16 protein-coding genes and 1 pseudogene are annotated in these 19,275 nt (G+C 45.4%); 4 read left to right on the forward strand and 13 right to left on the reverse strand.

Annotation, left to right across the window (positions count from 1 at the left end; all coding sequences use genetic code 11):
• Positions 1-235: 235 nt before the first annotated feature.
• From J7E21_RS09150 to J7E21_RS09170, 5 genes are all read right to left on the reverse strand, one after another.
• Positions 236-1,102, reverse strand: a complete 867-nt coding sequence (locus J7E21_RS09150; protein ID WP_215106874.1) for a hypothetical protein — start codon at positions 1,100-1,102, stop codon at positions 236-238.
• Entirely contained in the window at positions 1,099-1,419 is a 321-nt protein-coding gene (gene cas2, locus J7E21_RS09155) for a CRISPR-associated endonuclease Cas2 (protein ID WP_353047764.1), read from the reverse strand. Before cas2 ends, J7E21_RS09150 begins: the two co-directional genes overlap by 4 nt.
• A gap of 5 nt (positions 1,420-1,424) precedes the next feature.
• On the reverse strand, positions 1,425-2,309 hold the full coding sequence (cas1, locus tag J7E21_RS09160; RefSeq protein WP_215106876.1) for a type II CRISPR-associated endonuclease Cas1: 885 nt from the start codon (positions 2,307-2,309) through the stop codon (positions 1,425-1,427).
• A complete protein-coding gene (gene cas9 / locus J7E21_RS09165; RefSeq protein WP_215106878.1) occupies positions 2,306-6,310 on the reverse strand; it encodes a type II CRISPR RNA-guided endonuclease Cas9 in 4,005 nt (1,334 codons plus the stop codon). The genes cas1 and cas9 overlap by 4 nt, the downstream gene beginning before the upstream one ends.
• A gap of 304 nt (positions 6,311-6,614) precedes the next feature.
• Positions 6,615-7,076, reverse strand: coding sequence for a DinB family protein (locus J7E21_RS09170; protein ID WP_215106880.1), 462 nt, complete (start codon positions 7,074-7,076; stop codon positions 6,615-6,617).
• 210 nt (positions 7,077-7,286) lie between these two features.
• Here J7E21_RS09170 and J7E21_RS09175 point away from each other — a divergent pair, with 210 nt between their 5' ends.
• Positions 7,287-8,285 carry an EAL domain-containing protein gene (locus tag J7E21_RS09175; RefSeq protein WP_215106882.1) on the forward strand — a complete coding sequence of 333 codons (999 nt, stop codon included), beginning with the start codon at positions 7,287-7,289 and terminating at the stop codon, positions 8,283-8,285.
• A 65-nt stretch (positions 8,286-8,350) separates the two neighbouring features.
• On the opposite strand, the gene J7E21_RS09180 is transcribed toward J7E21_RS09175, so the two are convergent.
• The 4 genes from J7E21_RS09180 to J7E21_RS09195 all read right to left on the reverse strand — a co-directional run bounded on the left by J7E21_RS09180 (position 8,351) and on the right by J7E21_RS09195 (position 10,941).
• A complete protein-coding gene (locus tag J7E21_RS09180; RefSeq protein WP_215106884.1) occupies positions 8,351-9,214 on the reverse strand; it encodes a DUF7305 domain-containing protein in 864 nt (287 codons plus the stop codon).
• 42 nt (positions 9,215-9,256) lie between these two features.
• Positions 9,257-9,703 carry a PaaI family thioesterase gene (locus tag J7E21_RS09185; protein ID WP_215106886.1) on the reverse strand — a complete coding sequence of 149 codons (447 nt, stop codon included), beginning with the start codon at positions 9,701-9,703 and terminating at the stop codon, positions 9,257-9,259.
• Between the two features lie 36 nt (positions 9,704-9,739).
• Positions 9,740-9,880, reverse strand: coding sequence for a hypothetical protein (locus J7E21_RS09190; protein WP_215106888.1), 141 nt, complete (start codon positions 9,878-9,880; stop codon positions 9,740-9,742).
• Positions 9,881-10,179: 299 nt separating this feature from the next.
• Entirely contained in the window at positions 10,180-10,941 is a 762-nt protein-coding gene (locus J7E21_RS09195; RefSeq protein WP_215106890.1) for a TerC family protein, read from the reverse strand.
• Positions 10,942-11,543: 602 nt separating this feature from the next.
• Between J7E21_RS09195 and J7E21_RS09200 the strand changes: the two genes are divergently transcribed.
• The 3 genes from J7E21_RS09200 (at position 11,544) to J7E21_RS09210 (ending at position 15,208) form a co-directional block, all read left to right on the forward strand.
• Positions 11,544-12,851, forward strand: a complete 1,308-nt coding sequence (locus tag J7E21_RS09200) for a hemolysin family protein (protein ID WP_215106892.1) — start codon at positions 11,544-11,546, stop codon at positions 12,849-12,851.
• Between the two features lie 58 nt (positions 12,852-12,909).
• Positions 12,910-13,965, forward strand: coding sequence for a hemolysin family protein (locus J7E21_RS09205; RefSeq protein WP_215106894.1), 1,056 nt, complete (start codon positions 12,910-12,912; stop codon positions 13,963-13,965).
• A gap of 199 nt (positions 13,966-14,164) precedes the next feature.
• Entirely contained in the window at positions 14,165-15,208 is a 1,044-nt protein-coding gene (locus J7E21_RS09210; protein WP_251047931.1) for a hemolysin family protein, read from the forward strand.
• 309 nt (positions 15,209-15,517) lie between these two features.
• Here J7E21_RS09210 and J7E21_RS09215 read toward each other — a convergent pair.
• The 4 genes and pseudogenes from J7E21_RS09215 to glmS all read right to left on the reverse strand — a co-directional run bounded on the left by J7E21_RS09215 (position 15,518) and on the right by glmS (position 19,104).
• Positions 15,518-15,878, reverse strand: a pseudogene (locus tag J7E21_RS09215) (VOC family protein).
• 162 nt (positions 15,879-16,040) lie between these two features.
• Positions 16,041-16,196, reverse strand: coding sequence for an SRPBCC family protein (locus J7E21_RS16280; protein ID WP_251047932.1), 156 nt, complete (start codon positions 16,194-16,196; stop codon positions 16,041-16,043).
• Between the two features lie 293 nt (positions 16,197-16,489).
• Positions 16,490-17,053, reverse strand: coding sequence for an NADPH-dependent FMN reductase (locus tag J7E21_RS09225; RefSeq protein WP_215106898.1), 564 nt, complete (start codon positions 17,051-17,053; stop codon positions 16,490-16,492).
• A 248-nt stretch (positions 17,054-17,301) separates the two neighbouring features.
• Entirely contained in the window at positions 17,302-19,104 is a 1,803-nt protein-coding gene (gene glmS / locus J7E21_RS09230) for a glutamine--fructose-6-phosphate transaminase (isomerizing) (RefSeq protein ID WP_215106900.1), read from the reverse strand.
• Positions 19,105-19,275: the final 171 nt, after the last annotated feature.

The following is a 19,275-nucleotide window of genomic DNA, read 5'->3' on the forward strand; positions in this document are numbered from 1 at the left end:
TTACATTGGTCTAAAACAGAAGAAACAAGATATAATCCCGTTCGCCGGTTTTACTACTCTCTAAAATTACATTGGTCTAAAACTCTACAGCGGTAACAGGCAAGGCAATTAAGGTTTTACTACTCTCTAAAATTACATTGGTCTAAAACAGATGTCAATGTCAGTCAAATTATAATCTTGTTTTACTACTCTCTAAAATTACATTGGTCTAAAACCTCAAATTCTGAGAGTAGTATTAGCACGTTCTACTGATTAAGAACTCTCGCCACTTTGGATCGAGCATGGTGTAGTCTTCGTGGAAATCGCTGTATGCCAGGCTTTTAGCAAACGATTCGAGTGATTCAGGCGCATCGCTGAAGAATAATTTCAACTCTTCATACAGAGTTTCGATCATGTAGCGTTCGCCAGTATGCCTGATAAGATGGACATTCGAAATGCCTACATGATTTATGACTCGCTGACTCGTGGTCAAGCAAATCATTGTGCACCCCTGGCTATTGGCGAAGTCAAAAAGTTCTTTCAGCTCCGATTTATTCAATTCATTTTCTGGAAAATCATAAAAACATACATTGGTCTTTTTATTATGGACTAAATGCAGCCAACTTTTCAATAGGAATGACTGATATTCGTAAGCTCCAATCGGCTCACCCGTAGCAGATCGAACTTCGATCGGAGCTAGTTTGATTAATTGTTCGAAACTTACCATTTCAGTCGAAGGCTGGAGTTCGACACCGTCAAATTCGACAACCCATTGCTCGAAAGCCTTCTCCAATTCTACTTGGAGTAAGGTGAACACTTGAATCAGCTCAGGGGAATTTTCAAGTTCGAATTTCATTAGTTCCAGAAGTTGCTTAGCATGGTGCTTGTCCTTAAAAAATTCCATGCCTCCTCCGTGCATCGATAAAACATTGATTTCCTTTGCTGGCACTTCTCGGCCATTTATAGTCAGAAGACAAAATGGGTAATCCATGCGCTGATGAGCCGTCCAATGTTTCACCAACTGGCGGTAAGCGAATTGCTTTTCAAGATCTGCGAACACAATGACGTTTACTTCACCTTCGACTAATGGAATTGTCTCAAACAAATTGGAATGCCAGTTCATAACTCGATTGTCCTTTCAACTGTGTCAATTTGTTCTTCATGCCGCAACGGTCGATTGTGCTGCTCCATATTGGCGAATTGCTTTTCGGTGACCAATAAGCTCGTCACATGGCCTCTTCCAGGAAGATTCACTTGCAATTTCTTTTTTTGGAACTGCAGCGCAGAGTGATTCATGACAATTTTCGAGTAGATGGAATACTGCACCATCGCATAGCCGTTGATGTGAAGAAACTTTTTGAACTTTCGATAGTTCCGTTGATCAGCCGACGTTTCCACCGGCAAGTCAAACATGACAATCAGCCTCATGATTCGATGCACATCCTTCACCTCATTTTCGGAAAGTCCAAAATCGGGAATAGCAATTTCGCTTTTTGACCATCATTTAAGTATTGAAGACAGCTGTCCAAGTAAAACTGGACTCCTGTCTGCAAATACTGGTTCGAATTTCGGATTCGAATCTTATACTCCAGCATTTTAAGCACCATTCTTTTTTCCTCTTTACCAAAAGTATCCGTAATTTGTTCATGGACGATGTGGTCGACAAGCGGTCGCAAAACTTCAACGAAATCGCTCGCCAAGTTCATTTGATTAAACTCATTCGCATGGAAAATACCGATTTCCGTCAAATATCCCCGGCTGACAATTTGACGGGCAATAAGTGAATGGAGGACGACATAACCATAGTTAAGAGCCCAATTTCTCGGTTCATCCAACCCGCGGGAAAAGTCCTGGCCGAACAGCCGGTTGAAATAAACTTTTGCTGCGTGCCCTTCCCGATTGGTCACATCGAATACTTCGACTTGATCGCGGAACACCCCTAGCTCTTCAGTTCCTTCTTTTTTCAAATGAACCAGTAATCTTCGTTGATTCTCGATTTTCTGTTTTGTGATTTCTTGCCATAAGATGCCTTTCCTGTCTTCTGCCCAAGAAGCTTGCTTTACAATATGCCGGCTTTGGCGATGGTGTCCGTAAACTGAATTCACAACAGTTGCAGGCTTCATCTTCGCATCACATATAAGCGTGACGATACGGTATTCAGATAAAGCATTGATTAAATGGCCCGTTAATTGGATATTGGGATTTTCAATGAGCATAAATCCGATTTCCTCCAAAGGAATGCGGTTTACCGTCTCCCCTGAAATAATTAAATGCTCCATCCGCAGGGTGAGCTTGGCTTCTTTCGATAAAATGACTGTCCGCCAGCTCATTGAAGTTCTCCTACTACTTTTTTCGGCTTTCTATAGCGAAGACCTGTGATAGATTCATAGCCAACTACCACTTCTTCAGGCTTCGGCTTTTTAGAAATTCGGCTACCGAACTTGTCCGAGCGTTGAGCATTCGCGGCAACTGCTTTCTTTAATTCCTCAAACCCTTTTTGAAATGATTCTAAATCTTCAAGTTCAGTTTCAACAAACTTTTGTAATCGCTCATTAATCGAGTCCTTATTATAAATTGGATAGGTACTTTGCATTTTTTCAACTAAGTACCCAAATACTGACTTCAAATCTTCAGGTGTTGACCGCTCATCTAATTGCTGAACGGTATCCATCAATTCACGTGGTATTTCAAATTGCTGCGCATTGTGAAGTTCTTTCGTCGATATAAAGTAGTAAGGGAAACCTTCCATCCATATCTTCTGGTATTTTGGAATCGTTTTAAGAATCCGTGCACCCACTACCGGAGCTTTCGCTTCTTTTTCTGCTAGATGTCTTGCTAGTTGACCTTCAGGACTGCCGAAAAACTGATGGTATTCAATCACTTTTAAATCGATGAACTTGGTTTCTGTTAACTCTTTATCTTTTTTCATAAACTTATACTCTACTAAACAAATAGAATGATTTTTCACTTCATCATGAACAAATTTCTCGGTTTTTGGTGATTCATATTTAGCTTTCTTTGCCTTTGGAGAAAAAATGGTTTCTTTATAAAACATCCCATCTCCGGTCTGTGTCATTTTTGTTGTCTGCCAAGGCAACTCATAATAGATATCCTGGATATATTCCAAGCCGGATACTTCCTCACCGGTTACAGAACTTTGCAATCTTAAATTGGCAAAGTTTTTGAATAGGAAAAATTCCTTCGAACTCCCTTGAACTGAGCGCCATTGTTTTTGACGATCCTTTCTCGACATATCGAACGCCAGGAAATTATGTCCATATTTCTCAAGAATCGATTGGATAAGCGTTGCTGCGAAAAGAGCATCCATCGCGTGATGCTTATTGTTATAATCACGGATCTTTGGTATTTCGCTGAAGCGCCTGAACTTCGAGACGATGCCTGCTTTCACTAGATGCACATCCGTTTTTGAAAACCGTTCATCGAGCAAATCCCGGACATGTTTGATGATTTGACGCGTCTCAACCAATTGGCGGGCAATAAATCTATCTTTATCCACATCATCGAAGCTTTGCTTTTTCAAGCGACCTAATTTCCCGTTCGAGATGAGCTTCGACTCATGCAGCCGCTCCCAAAACATGCGCATCTCATATTGTCGATTAGCCTCAATAATTTCAAGCGGCATCTTGTTTTGGCCTACTTGATTTTTGCGCTGATTCGCTTCCGGCATGACAAGCGCTAAGTTATCGAAGCTATCGTCTTTCACAAAATTCTGCGGTAAAATATGATCCACTTCATACATTGATAAATTTTGAATATCCAATGCTTTTCCTGTATATAAGCATTTTCCTTGCTGCGTTACATATAGCCAAAAACGTCGATCATCAAATCGTTGATCGCCTTGGCTTTTTACCTCTTTAATAAAACTTTTCAGCGCGGAATCTTCTTTAAGTGTCGTTTTTAGTAATTCATCCCATTGTTCTTTGCGGCTTTTCGTTCGCTTCTTCTCTCCGTCTTCCCGTGCCACTTCTAAAACGATATTGGCTGGTTCTCCGAAAATATCGACCAACTCTTCTATTATTTTTACAGAACGCCATATTCCCCTCTTCAATGCTGGCGAACCTGCTAATTCTTCAATATCTTGATAGCGGATTTTTTTCGTTCCATCCACTTGGTGTTGATTCATCTTTTGAATTTTCTTTTCTAATCCAAAATCTTTGCTCTTCAATATCTCCATGAAGACGGCCGAGTGGTTCTCCATATGGTCAAGAACGCTTTGCCCCTCTTCATCAAGTGGTAGACCATCCAGCAAAGTTCTAGAGAATCGCCCCCAACCAGGAAGTTTCACATGTGCTAACTTTTGTCGTTGAATGTCTGTAATGGACGGATATTTATCACGAATTTTCAAGTGAAGAATTTCCCGGTCTTCAAACACCGCAATCCAATAAATGAGTTCCTCGACCATTGCCGGATTTTCATTGACTGCTTCACCTAAGATGGATTTCATCGTTATATATCCGCTCAAGCTCGTCGAAAAGGCATTTTCCTTTTGTGTTCCGTACACTTCTTTTAATTCTCCAGTTTGTTCATCGTAAAGTTCATCCGCGTACGGACTTTTCTTCAACTCTTGAAGCAACCGTTTAGAGCTGACGGTTTTGAATTGCTTAAATACGTTATCGATAATCCAGTGCTTCATGTCGCTTGATAAACGATAGCGCCTATCCGGTTCTGCTCCCGCTGTTCGCAGTTGTATGCCGTTTAGTTCATTAAGCACTTCGAAACGTTCGTAAGTAAGTGAACTCTTCGGCAGCACTTCCTGTCCTTTCAAATATGTACAAGTATTGCGCATCCGAGAAATAAAAGCTTCAGCAGATGCTGCTTTATCCACTTGTTCATCGAAATTCCAAGGCGTTATAGACGCATCTCCTTTCCGTTCGACCCAACTGAATGGTGATTGTTCAGTATCTTTTACGAGTGGTCCAATATAATAAGGGATACGGAATGCGATAATCTGTTTTACCTTCTCTATCCATTCATTCGTGATGAATGGATAATGGGCTTGCTGATTCCGAAGAATTTGTTCGGCTTCATATAAGTTATTTTGATGAGGAATAGCGGCGTTTTGAATCCCTTTTTGCTTTTGAAGGAATTGATCGCTGTCGATTGCTTGAATAATCCGTTCCATCTCATTTTTTTCATTTACATTAGTGTCTTGCTTCTTCAGTTTGTCTTCTAGCAACTTCTTCAACTCTTTATAAAAGTTTTCAACGTATTTCTTTTCTTTATTGAAGCGGTCAAGCTTGCATAGCACTTCATATTTATGTGTCTTTTGAAATTCACGTTGACTATTTTTATCAGAGATAAAATAGGATCGGTATATCTTCTCGCCGAATGACTTATCAAGCAAGCTCTTCAGTGCTGCAAGATCTTTCCTATACTGATCAAATCCTGCTACTTTCGCTTTTGCTACATATGCTTCACCTTTCAGTAGCTCATAGAGAACTACCTGTTGATAAAAAGGCTGAACTGCTTCTAGCAATGCACTTTCCTCTTCTAGCAACATCTCCATAGTCTCTTCCGTATTTTCATTGGAAAGCTGAACTTTTGCTTTAGCTTCCTTATAGAATGTTGCTTGTGCTGAACTCGGAAATAATTGGTGAAGCGAAACATCCCTGCCAGCAACAAGTTTGCAAAACGGCTCATACTCTTTTCCAAGCAATGCCGTCAGCTCTTTTGACTGATCTGTTTTGGTAAGACGCCGATCAAGAAGCAACCGCTCCGCATCTTTCCATTGTGACTCGCTCAAGTCTGGCGGAGATAAGTTTTCCAACTCCGCATATCGAACAAGCAATTCCGAAAGTTGCTCATCCATTCCCTCTTCAGAAGCGGCTTCCGACCAATCTCCTTCTTGCAGGAAATGACCGCGATATTTCACCAAGTTATGTAAAGCCAGGTAAACAAGACGCAAGTCCACTTTTTTATTTGACTCTATCAAGTCTTTTCGCAAATGATAAGCGGTCGGATACTTGCGCGGATTAATTCTTAGCGCAGAAAGAACTTCCGTTAAGGTACGGTTTTCAAATTCGTTATTATTTTTCCAAAAATGCTGAGAATCCGTTTTTGAAAAGAAGTCATTTTCAGATATGTATGATTCAAATAATGATTGAAGTAACTGCAGCCTCTTTTTCCGGCGATTGTAGCGTCTTCTCATTCCTCGTTTCAGTCTCCTGCCAACTGCACTTTCTGCGGATTCAAATTCATGAACTCCAAATGCATGGCGATTATTATATTTCAAAATATTATAGTCTTCATCAATACAAACCCATCCTACACTTGCTGTACCAATATCTAATCCAATTGTATATTCTTTCATTTTAGAAAATCCCCCTTTACATTTTTGTACTGAAAGTGTACGCTAAGAAATGTTACTACTCTGTAACATTACATTGGTACGTTAAAATAAGCTTAAAGCGTAAAAGTTGATCCTTTGAGGTCTCCGCCACCGGCCATGTGTCGGTGTTTTTTATTTCCTTCTTCTATCATAACTTCCAAATTTTTAAAAATCAAAAAATAAATTCTATTTACCTATACCTAGCCATTACTTTTGTACTTATATTCTTTTATGAATTAATATAAATATTCTTTTCACATCAAAAAAAAGCTGAGCCATATATGGCTCAGCTTTTTTTAATTGTCTTTCGAATCGCGTTCATCGTCCCGAGATGAAGGGCATCATGGGAAATCATGAACGCCAGCACTTCACCGAGCGTTTCCATGCCGAGAAACGGCTGGAGCAATTTGCTGTCGAGCTTGCCGGCGGTCACGTGCTCAATCTGGTCAGGCTGGTCGGCAAGCACTTGCTTCAGTTCGTCGAGTGACGGCACATCCCCTTGCCAGTTTTCAGGCGACGTGCCGCTTGCGAACAGCTCCGCATAGCGCTCCGGCAAAAACGGTTTGGTGTCGAGTGAGTTTGCAACAAAACCGTCAATGCCCGCCACCAAATGTCCGGCGTTCCAGCGGATCGAATTACGGAATGGTGCCGGCATCTGGTCCGCTTCCTCTTCCGTCACTTTATCCAGCAACTTGATGATCATGCCGCGCCACGTTTTCCATTGCCGAAATATCATTTCTTCATTCATCCTATCGCCTCCACGTCAGTTTGTCTTTTCATCTTAGCGTTTACAGGCACACGGGGGCAATAGTTCTGCCCGGCTGGCCAGGATCAGATAACCAACCATTTTGGTGAATTCCATGCGTTTCCCCCACCCAAAGTCACTTTTGTAAATTTTTCTTGTGAATTAAATCACATCCGATATACTTTAATTACCACATACAAAGGGGGATCATGTTTGAACTGCAGCAGTTGTTCTGTCTCAACATTAACATTTGATATTCGCCTGAACGGTGAATTGAACCAATCGATTATCCCGATTGCCATAGATCATTTAGAACGCCAAGGTTTAGATGTCTTGTTAAAAGACACCCGCCTAAGAATGGACGAGTTTGGTGCTCGCGAGTTTTTGAGTTTTTGCGAAGACTTGCTGGAAACGGATCTGGCGGAGTTTCGAATCCATCAGCAAAGCTATCAGCCGATCACCGAAATGCGCCAAGTGTTCGACATGGAATGGATTGATGAGGTCATCCAAAACGAGCGGGTCATCTCGCATTACCAACCGATCGTCGATGCGGAGCGCAATGTGTACGCATACGAAATGCTCGCACGGTTCCACGATGCAAACGGCAAGATGATTTACCCGAACACCATTTTTCCTGCAGCGAAAAGCCGCGGGCGACTATATGCACTCGACCGGGTTTGCCGCATGACGGCCGTACGGGCTGCCGCAAAATTGTCCGGCGAAAAAGCGTTCATCAATTTCATTCCGACATCGATCTACTCACCGGAATTCTGCCTGCGGTCGACGATCGAATTGGCGCACGAAACCGGCGTCGACCCGAAGCAAATAGTCTTTGAAGTCGTCGAATCTGAGAAAGTCGATGATTTGGAGCATTTGAAGCACATACTCGGCTACTATAAATCAAGAGGCTTCCAGTACGCACTTGATGACGTCGGCGAAGGCTATAGCACCGCCGAAGTGCTCGATGAACTAAAGCCGCATTTCATGAAACTCGATATGCAATACGTCCATGGCGTCGCGAATGACACGGCAAAACAATCCGTGGCACAAAGCTTCCTGCAAAAAGCACAAGGGGTCGGCTCTACGCCGCTCGCTGAAGGCATCGAAACCGAAGAAGATTTCTTGTGGCTGAAAGAACAGGGCTATCAATTGTTCCAAGGCTATTATTTCGGGAAACCGGCTGCCGAACCGCTTGCATATAAAACAGTTTAGCCAAAACCCCACGCTTCCCGTCAAACGGAACGCGTGGGGTTTTTTGGTTTATCGAGCTTGTCGATCTATTGTTCCAATGTCGCACCGCTGTCTAGGAAGATTTCGCGTTCTCCACCTGTCTCCTGGAAAAATGGGCCATCGCCCAAGTCCACTTCACTGCTTTGGACACTCGCGCCGCCGCTCAATTTGAATACATTGGAGACGACCGCACCGAGCAGTCTTCCTCCTTGCACCAATTCCACTGTCGCGTTCGGTGCGTAGACAACGGTCGTGTCCGATTGGGCACTCGACCCTCCAGACACTTTTACCGATTTCCCGCCCGTCACAAGCTGGCCTGTGAATCCTGCCGACCCGATAATCTCAAGATTGGCATCCCATGCATAAAGCGAAGCGTTAAACTCTGCATAACTTGTGCTCACTAAAGTTTTTGGTCTATCTGGATTTGTTGAAGGCCCGAGATAAATGAACACATCTTTTCCCCGGCTTTTGTTCAAATCTCCTCGAATGTTTATATTGTCGTTCACATACAAAGTCAAACTGCCGCCACCAGTGCTGATAACGTCCAAATGGCCCTGTCCCGAGATGCTGTCGACGACAAGTGAGATATCTTTGTTTCCGACATCCAAAGTCAGCCTGTAATCACTAGCAAAATTAATCGCTCTCGCCCGTGTGTTTTGGTCGAGCTTCATCGTGAAGCTCGATGCTAAATAATGATTCACATTAATATTGCCGTTTCGGATTAAATTATGGCTATTGTTTCCTTGCGATACCACTTTGTTCGCCATCAACGGGTAACTTGGAAACGGCTGGTTCCAAGCGACGCGCGGGGCAAGCTGCGGATAGGTTTCCATGACCCACTTCAGCACTTCTTCCACGCGCTCCTGGTGACCGTTATCGAGTTTTGATAAATATTCAGCAAACTCATTCATGGCTTCCGCCTCCTTTATGATGAAGACAGCTATTGCTTTCGGTTATTCCGTTTCCACAAAATATTGATTTTTCCGGTACGAAACCGCATCGACCGTCGCGATTATTTCTTCTCCGCGCAACACGTCGACACGGTAGAATCCGACGCGGAAATTGCGCTTAGTCTCGACAGCCCGCGCCGTCAGCAAATCACCAGGCTGCGCCGCTTGGATAAACTGGGCATTGGTCGACAATCCGACCGATGCTTTGCCATGTGCATTGCTCGCGACCGATAATACATGGTCGGCAAGTGCGTAAATGACCGCTCCGTGAACCGTTCCGTAAGCGTTGACCATATGAGCCTGCACGAGGATTTCCGCTTCGGCCATCGTTTCTTCGAATTTCGTCAAGTGGATCCCTAGCGACCGAGCAAAGGGATCGTCCGCCACTTTTTCACGGATTTCCGCATAATGCTTTTGATGGAGTGCTTGTTCGTCGATTCGCTTGGTCATGAGGTTCTCCTTCGTCTGATAGTTTTTCATCGAAAATTATTTCCCGGGAAATGACGCTAAATACGTTTTGACCGCCGCTGCCAGTTCTTCTTTTGTAGCGGCGAGCTTACTTTTCAAATGCTCGTTATCCCACTCTTTTTCATTTGACACATTGATTAACTTCATCAATTCCGTCATATAGAACCATTCCTTGTTATTTTGGCAGGGAGAACAAAAAAACCTCCCAAACCAAGATTTGGAAGGATTAGTTGGTACATTCAGGATGCGCCAAAAAAGCTCTCGTTCAATGGCAGCGTCGTTTGGTGAAATGGGCAGACTAATCCTATTTTTTGGTCTTCGAAATTGGTTATTTCAAATGACTAAAAACAGGTTAGTTGTCCATCGTCCACCCATCAGCTCGTTTCATTTCTGAAGTGAGTTGATTTTATCATGAGGGAGAGAGCCATGCAACAACCGCTCCCCCTCATACACATACACTACGCGACAGATTGCTCGCGCTTTTTCTTGATGCTGACAATAGCGCCAACTACAACGATGGCAAGCAAAACACCCCAGAAAATCAGTTTCCATTCTGTCGAGTGGACGAAACCATAAGGCAAGATACCGACGCCTTCGTGTCCAAGAGTCAGCACGGTCAGCTTGACGCCGACCCAGCCGACGATGACGAATGCTGTCGTTTCCAGCTGCGGGTAATTCGACAGTAACTTGACGAACTTATGCGCCGCAAAACGCATGATGACCAGTCCGATCAACCCGCCGGCAAGCATGACGCCGAACTGTCCGCCGTTAATTCCGCCGACTTCCATCGAGCCTAGATGCGGCAAGGTGATTGCGAGCGCAACCGCGGCAAGCATGGAATCGACCGCAAACGCGATGTCAGCGAGCTCCACTTTCAAAACCGTCATCCAAAAGCCGGAACCTTTTGTCGCTTCCGGTTCGATTGTATGTTCTTTGCCTTTTCGCTGATCGTAAATATGCTTAAATGCGATAAACAGTAAATACGCTGCCCCGAGTGCTTGGATTTGCCAGACGTCGACGAGCAAAGTAATCATGAACAGCGCCGCGAAACGGAAAACGAATGCCCCGAGCAAACCGTAGAACAACGCTTTCTTTTGCTGTACTTTCGGTAAGTGTTTGACCATGACCGCCATGACGACTGCGTTGTCCGCAGCGAGCAAACCTTCGAGTGCGACAAGTACGAGCAGCACCCATAAATACTCCAATAATATAGCTTCCAAGTGGAAAACCTCCCTATTTTTGGCAACAAAAAAGACCTCTGCCTATAGAAGGCAAAGGTCTTGCTAAGCAAATTGATTTGCTATCACAACCGATGGACGGATCCACGTGATGACGACTGTGAAATAGGTTTCCCCATAGCTACTCCCCTTTGACGTGATGTCAAGGTCTATTGAGTTGTTAAAAAAATTATAGCACAGAAAAATAAAACAGCACTATATTAAATCTTCAAATTCACGGCTAAATTTTTGCAAAACTACTGACTGTTTTGCTACTTTCTTACAGCTTATATGGTATTATACTCCTTAATATAGAAGGAGGGGAAACCATTGGGAAGGGACTAGCAACGGTTAATAGTGTAATAGAACGAAACATTTGCTTTAACCAGTTTCGCATGGATAGTTGCCGGATGTTCGAAAACATATCGAACAGATCGAAAAGCAGCAGCGCCCGGATGGATTGCCCTTTCTTCGACGAACGGAACTCATATGCCATGTCTACTGGCGGACTATGAAAACAATCAGTGAATACGTTGAGATTTTTCTACGTCTGGCGCACTCGCTGAATTACTTATGGAGGTGAATCCCTTTTTAGGGAATCTTACGTGGATATCATTACAATACTGAATCTTGCTTTGCTCGTCCTGTTACTCGCTTTGACCGCATTTTTTGTCGGCTCTGAATTTGCAGTCGTGAAAATCCGGATGTCCCGCTTGAACCAACTCATTGCGGAAGGCAATAAAAAAGCCGTCCGCGCCAAAGAAGTTGCCAGCAACTTGGATTATTACCTGTCTGCCTGCCAGCTCGGCATTACGGTGACAGCACTCGGCCTTGGTGCACTCGGGAAACCGACCGTCGAACGGCTCATGTATCCGATTTTCGACTTTTTCGAAGTGTCGGCTGCTGCTGCATCGGCCTCTTCCTACGCCATCGCTTTTCTTTTGGTGACATATTTGCACGTCGTCCTAGGGGAAATGGCGCCGAAAACGCTCGCCATCGAATACGCGGAAAAAATGGCGCTGCTGTTGGCGCCCCCGCTTTACTGGTTCGGAAAATTGATGTACCCATTCATCTGGACCTTGAACGGCGCGGCTCGTCTCTTGCTGAGACTGTTTGGTGTCCAACCCGGGCACGAACAAGCATACTCAGAAGAAGAACTGAAAATTGTCATGGCGCAAAGCTTCAAAGGCGGTGCCATCAACCAAAACGAACTGTCCTATATGGAAAATGTCTTCACATTCGATGAACGCTCAGCGAAAGACATCATGGTGCCGCGGACGGAAATCATCACGCTCGATTTGGATATGTCTGCCGAAGAAATCATCCAAATGCTCGATGAACACAATTACACGCGCTATCCCGTCACGGAAGACGGCGATAAAGATCAGATTATTGGCTATGTCAGTGCTAAGAAAATGCTGCCGCATATCGTCGCTGGGCGCGCGTGGCAACTTCAAGACTTTGTCCGTGAAGTGCCGACCGTGTTTGAAATGACTGGGCTTCAAGGCGCTTTGCTGAGAATGCAGACCGCGCACGTCCATATGGCCATTGTCGCGGATGAATACGGCGGAACGGCTGGTATCATCGCCCTTGAAGACATTCTCGAAGAAATCGTCGGCGAAATCCGCGATGAATTCGATGAGGATGAAGTGCCGGAAATCAGCAAAGTCGGCGACCACGAGTACGTATTGAATGGCCGCGTTCTCTTGAAAGAACTAGAAGAGCGCTTCGGCGTCATCTTTGATGAAAGCGACGACATCGACACGATCGGCGGCTGGATCCATTACCGCACGACCGGGGAAATCCAAATCGGTGAACCGTTAACGTATAAAAATACAACTTGGACCGTCACCGACATGGATCACCAGCAGATCAAGCAGGTGCTGTTTACAAAAAAAACCGAAATCCACTAATTAATATATGCATACACACTAACTTTTGGAGGTGAACCCCCAACTCGGGGGAATCAACTTGGATGGACAAATAATCATTAACTTATTGCTCGTGGCTATCATGATTGGAGCGACTGCTTTCTTTGTAGGAGCCGAATTCGCGATATTGAAAGTACGGATGTCACGAATTGACCAATTGATTTCAGAAGGTAATAAAAAAGCTGTACGCGCAAAAGAAGTCGCAAACAAACTCGATTATTACCTATCGGCCTGCCAGCTTGGCATTACCATCACAGCGCTGATTCTCGGTGCTCTGGGAGAACCGACCGTTGAACGGCTCCTGCGACCGATCTTCGATGCTTTCGAGTTGTCTCCTGCGATTGCAACTGTACTGTCATACGCCATCGCACTAAGTCTCGTCACCTTTTTGCACGTCGTCATCGGCGAGCTGGCACCGAAAACTTTGGCGATTCAATACGCAGAACGTATGACTTTGCTGCTCGCGCCGCCTCTTTACTGGTTCGGGAAATTGATGAACCCGTTCATTTGGCTGTTGAACGGCTCGGCACGTTTATTCCTGCGCCTGTTCAAAGTAGAACCGACCGGCCATACGGAAGCCCATTCCGAAGAAGAGCTGAAATTGATCATGGCTGAAAGTTTTCAAAGCGGTGAAATCAACCAGACCGAATTGACGTACTTGAAGAATATTTTTGATTTTGATGAACGCATCGTCAAACACATCATGATTCCAAAAGAAAAAATCGTGTCGGTAGACAAAAACCTATCGCGCACCCAGCTGTTCGAGGTGCTCGATGAACACGAATATACCCGCTATCCTGTTACGGAAGACGGAGACACTAACCGCCTGCTTGGGTTCATCAACACGAAAGAACTGCTGACGAGCATGGCTGCAGGCAGAACCCAGGCACCGGAAACTTTCCTTCACCCGATGAAGAGCTTCCCTGAGAACACGCCAATCCAGAAAGTACTGAGCAATATGCAGCAAAGCCGGACGCATATGGCCATCATCACCGGAATAGACGGACGCACGGCGGGCCTTGTCACGATGGAAGACATTTTGGAAGAAATCGTCGGCGAAATCAGCGATGAATCTTTTGAAGCAGGCACGATTTAACCATTTGTGATCCATGAAAAAAGAGACGCCAGATGGCGCCTCTTTTTTCATGGCTTTTTTTAATCCGCACTCTATATTGGCACGCATACCACTTTCCGCTAAACTAGATATAATTAGACAATCCGAAAACTCCCCGCTATTGCCACATTGCTTTATTCTTCAATGGAATTGAATGCAGACAAGCAAGGGGGCTGAACTCATGGGATGGGCACTTGGAATATTGATTGTGCTGATATTCATCAACGCTTTGTTTGCGGCGTCTGAAATTGCGTTGATTTCCTTGAATGATTACAAAATCAAGAAACTGGCGGAATCAGGGAACAAGAAAGCCCAGCTGATCGATGACATGTTGTCGCAGCCGAGCCAATTCCTGGCGACGATCCAGATCGGCATTACATTAGCAGGCTTTTTGGCCAGTGCCTTTGCGGCAGACAGCTTTGCAGATGAGCTGTCGCTTTATGTCCAAGGGACCGCCATTCCGGTTTCTCCAGCGATCGTCCAAGTCACATCATTAGTCTTAATCACATTCCTGCTTTCCTATTTCACGCTCGTCTTCGGCGAGTTGGTGCCGAAACGCTTAGCTCTCCAAAAGCCCCAGCCGATCGCCATGACGTTTATCTACCCGCTGCGGTTTCTGGCGATTGTCACCAACCCGTTTGTCAAAATTCTCTCGTGGTCGACTAATGCGGTGCTCCGTATGTTCGGCATCGATCCGCATAAAGCCATTTTGATCGAAACCGAAGAAGAAATCCGCTTGATGCTCGAAGCCGGCAAAGAAAAAGGCACTATCGAAGAGATGGAGCGATTCATCATCACCCAGGCCTTTGAATTCAACGATAAGACCGTCGAAGAAATCATGGTGCACCGTACGGACATGGTCGCCATTTCCGCTGAAGATTCCTTAGAAAAAGTCGTGCAACTCGTCACCGAAAACCCTTTCAGCAAATTCCCGGTTTATGAAAAAGATGCTGATCATATTATCGGCACCGTCCACATCAAAGATTTGTTCCGCTACAGGGAAAGCGCCGGCAAGCAAGCCTTCGATATCCGGCCGATCCTGCGGGCGCCCTATTTTGTTTTTGAGAAATGGAAAATCGATGAAGTATTTTTGGAGATGCAGAAAAACAATGACCATTTGGCAATTGTGCTCGATGAATATGGCGGCACTTCCGGACTCATCACACTAGAAGACTTGCTCGAAGAACTAGTCGGCGATATCAAGAGTGAAGACGCGCGCGACTGAGCCTGCCAAAGCAAGACCAGATACTGAAACTGTTTTTTTATTGTTTGTAAAATCAACTGAGCTGTTCTGGAAATCCGGCACTTAATGGCGGATTGTCTTCAAAGCTGTCGCCCACGAAAATGTCTGGGATGGAAAACAGCTACCTAAGCCTTTGGAGACGAAGTCTTGCAATTAATTTGACAAACTATCGTTACAAAAAAATCCCTCTTGGCACTGTTTCATGCCAAGAGGGATTTTTCATTTGATTAAACGCCTTTTAAGAACGCTTTCCTGTTTAACTTATTAAACAACTGGCTTCCGCAAGCAATCTTAAAACGCATGAATCAATTCCACACGATTCCCGAACGGGTCCCGGAATTCGAAACGCATAAAGCCCGAAATCGGCACCGCCTCCAGAATTTCAAGGCCTTGCGCTTCTAGCCTTGCTCGCCAATAGCTGATATCCTCCACCCGGTACGCTAGATGCGCTTTTGTCGAGAGCCGGTCAGCCGTCTTCTGTCCCGACATGCACTTCCTGATGGCCGACAGACAGCCAAAAGCCGCCGCGCCCTTTCAAGGCTTCCGGCTTATCGATTTCCGGCAGCCCGAGCACTTCACAGTAAAACTCCTTGCCCGCTTGCTCCGACCCTTTTGGAATCGTGATTTGCGCGTGATGCAATCCAGTGATCATTTCAGTTCCCCCTATGGTTGAAGCCTGTTCAGTAAACACAGCAAGATTTTCAAGTGTGGAATGCAAACCCGTATCGTGATCTTCTTTCCGGATTCCTTCCAGCACATCCTCACAGACGATGGTGACTTTCGTACCTTCAGGAACAGCCTCCAAATACCACGTCTAGATCATCTCATCCGCAAACGCCGGATCGTTCGAATCGAATCGGGCAGACTGCACAATTTTCGCTTCCTGAAACAGCTCCAGAAATGCCCCTTCCGTTGTGTCAGTGTTTTCCGAAGTCTTGCCGAAGCCTTCAGGAGTGGTGTCATACGTCAAAACTATTCTGTAAGTGCCGCCTACGTGAGGCTCGAAGCGATCAATGCGCGGTAGATGGCTTGTGGTGATGCCCCCATCATTTTTGAAGCAGAATCAATTCGTTTGCTCTGTGGATTTCCCATGACAGAAACTCCTTATGCATAGCATATCGTTCAGCCGTTTCCCTTAATTTTACCATATGTACACGAATAAACGAAGAGACACTCTTTCAATGGACTGAGCCCCGAATGAGGACACGTTTAAAAGTGTTCCCCATTCAGGGCTCAGGTTAAAGCAGCCTATTCTATTAAATGTTATTGCTTGCGCAAGGGCTGTAAGGCATTAGTCCAGGCATTGACCTGATCGAGCATCGTATTGACCGCTTTTTCATGCACCGCCGCCGGCTTGAACTCATTCATTTTCACAAAATCCGTAAACAGTGACATGGCGGGATGTGTGCGGACGGTCGCAACTTGCAATTCTGCCATGATAATGCGGAGAGCCTCTGCTGCACGGACACCGCCTGCCGAACCGTAGCTGACAATGCCGGCCGCCTTATTGTTCCATTCGATATACAGGTAATCGATAGCATTCTTCAGCGCCGACGTCACCCCATGGTTATATTCGGGACAGATAAAAACGTACCCATCCAATTCGGCGATCTTTTTAGCCCATGGAATTGCTTCAGGGGTTTGGTAGTCCTGGCTGTATGCAGCAGAAACCGGTTCTGCATACATCGGCAAATGGAATTCCGCCAAGTCGACGATTTCATAATCGGCGTCTCCCCGTTTGTCTGCAATGCCTTTGATCCACTCCGCTACCTGCAGGCTGTTGCGTCCTGGCCGCGTGCTTCCTGTAATGATGCCAATTTTCGTCATGAATGTGGTGCCTCCTCCATAGTGATTGTAATTTCACTTCCGGGACTTTCACATCTCGATGCCCTTTCATCATAAGAGAAAGTTCGCTCGAATTCAAATAAAAAACTGAATATTCTTTCATTATTATTAAAGGAAATATATTTTGCGCACCTAACCGGAAACATAAAGCCATTCGACTCATTTTTTCTCGAAGACTAGTTTAACAAAAATAAAAAACCCTGCACGAATGCAGGGTTTTGACTGTTTACTTATTCAACCGTCACCGATTTTGCCAAGTTGCGTGGTTTATCGACGTCACAGTCGCGGTGCAATGCAGCGTAGTAGCTGATCAACTGAAGCGGAATGACCGACACGATCGGCGTCAATAGCTCATGGACTTTCGGCAAGACGTGGCTGTCGCCTTCTTCGTTTAATCCTTCCATGGAAATGATGCATGTATTCGCGCCGCGTGCCGCCACTTCTTTGACGTTGCCGCGGATATTCAAGTTGACCGATTCCTGCGTCGCAAGCGCGATGACCGGTGTGCCTTCTTCGATCAAAGCAATCGTACCGTGCTTCAATTCTCCGCCGGCAAAACCTTCCGCTTGGATGTAAGAGATTTCTTTTAGTTTCAATGCGCCTTCAAGGCCGACGAAATAATCCATCAAACGGCCAATAAAGAAGCAATTGCGTGTTGTCGCCAGGAAGTCTGTCGCCAATTGCTCGATTTCTTCTTTCATGTCGACTTGCGCTTGGATTGCGTTTGCCACAATGCCCATTTCCTGCACCAAGTCGAAACCGATTGCGCGGCCGCGGCGTTCAGCTGTTACGGCTGCTAAGATTGCAAGAACCGCGAGCTGAGCCGTATAAGCTTTTGTCGAGGCAACTGCGATTTCAGGGCCGGCATGTAACAATAACGTATGGTCAGCCTCACGGGAAAGTGTAGAACCCGCAACGTTGGTGATCGTTAAGGATGGGTGGCCGAGTTCCTTAATGCGCACGAGTACTTGGCGGCTGTCGGCTGTTTCGCCTGACTGGGAGATGAAGATGAACATCGGCTTCTCAGAAAGAAGCGGCATGTTGTAGCCGAACTCACTCGCTACATGCACTTCTACCGGAATGCCCGCCATTTTCTCCAAATATTCCTTGCCGATCAAGCCTGCATGGTAGCTTGTACCCGCAGCGATGATATACAGACGGTCTGCTGATTCAAGTGCATCCAAAACCGAAGAATCGATCGTCAATTGATCGTTCTCGTCCTGGTATGCTTGGATGATTTTACGCATAACCGCTGGCTGCTCATCGATTTCTTTAAGCATATAATGCGGATATGTGCCTTTGTCGATATCGCTCATGTCGATTTCGGCTTTGAACGGTTCGCGCGTCACTTCTTCGCCGTCGAGCGTCAAGATCTGCACGCTGTCTTTTTTGACGATAACGACTTCTTTATCCATCAATTCAACAAACTGATTCGTCACTTGCAGCATCGCCATCGCATCAGATGCGATTACGTTGAAACTGTCCCCAAGGCCGACAAGTAGCGGGCTCTTGTTTTTCGCAACATAAATCGTCTGCTCTTCTTCTGCATCAAGCAACGCGATTGCGTAAGAGCCTTTCATCAACTTCAAAGCTTTGCTGAACGCTTCTTCCGTCGTCTTGCCTTCTTCAACAAATTTACCGATCAATTGCACAATGATCTCCGTATCCGTGTCGGACTCCATTTCCACGCCATCCAAATAATCCCGCTGGATGTGGTGGTAGTTCTCGATTACGCCATTATGGACAATCGTGAAGCGGTCTGATGTGTTTTGATGCGGGTGCGCATTGACTTTGCTCGGCTTGCCGTGTGTCGCCCAGCGCGTATGCCCGATTCCGGTATTTCCTGTCATGCTCTCTTCTACCACTACGCGCAAATCTGCAATACGGCCTTTTTCTTTAAACACTTTGATACCTTCGCCATTGCGTACTGCAATCCCCGCTGAATCGTATCCGCGGTACTCCAGACGCTCTAAGCCTTTAAGTAAGATTTCTTTTGAATCCTGTTCTCCAATATACCCGACAATTCCACACATAATATAATTCCTCCATTTTTTTACTGATGTAAAATAAGCGTTCGCAATCACTTTTCTTGAGCCCATCCAAGCTGGTTGTTCAATTGATCACTCAACTGTTTTAAGCTTGGATATAACGACCGGGCTTCACGGCCGGGAGGTATCCGCCGAAATCTCGATACTCCTCCTCCT

It is taken from the genome of Planococcus sp. ISL-109 (assembly GCF_018613655.1).
In the GTDB taxonomy this organism is placed as follows: domain Bacteria; phylum Bacillota; class Bacilli; order Bacillales_A; family Planococcaceae; genus Planococcus.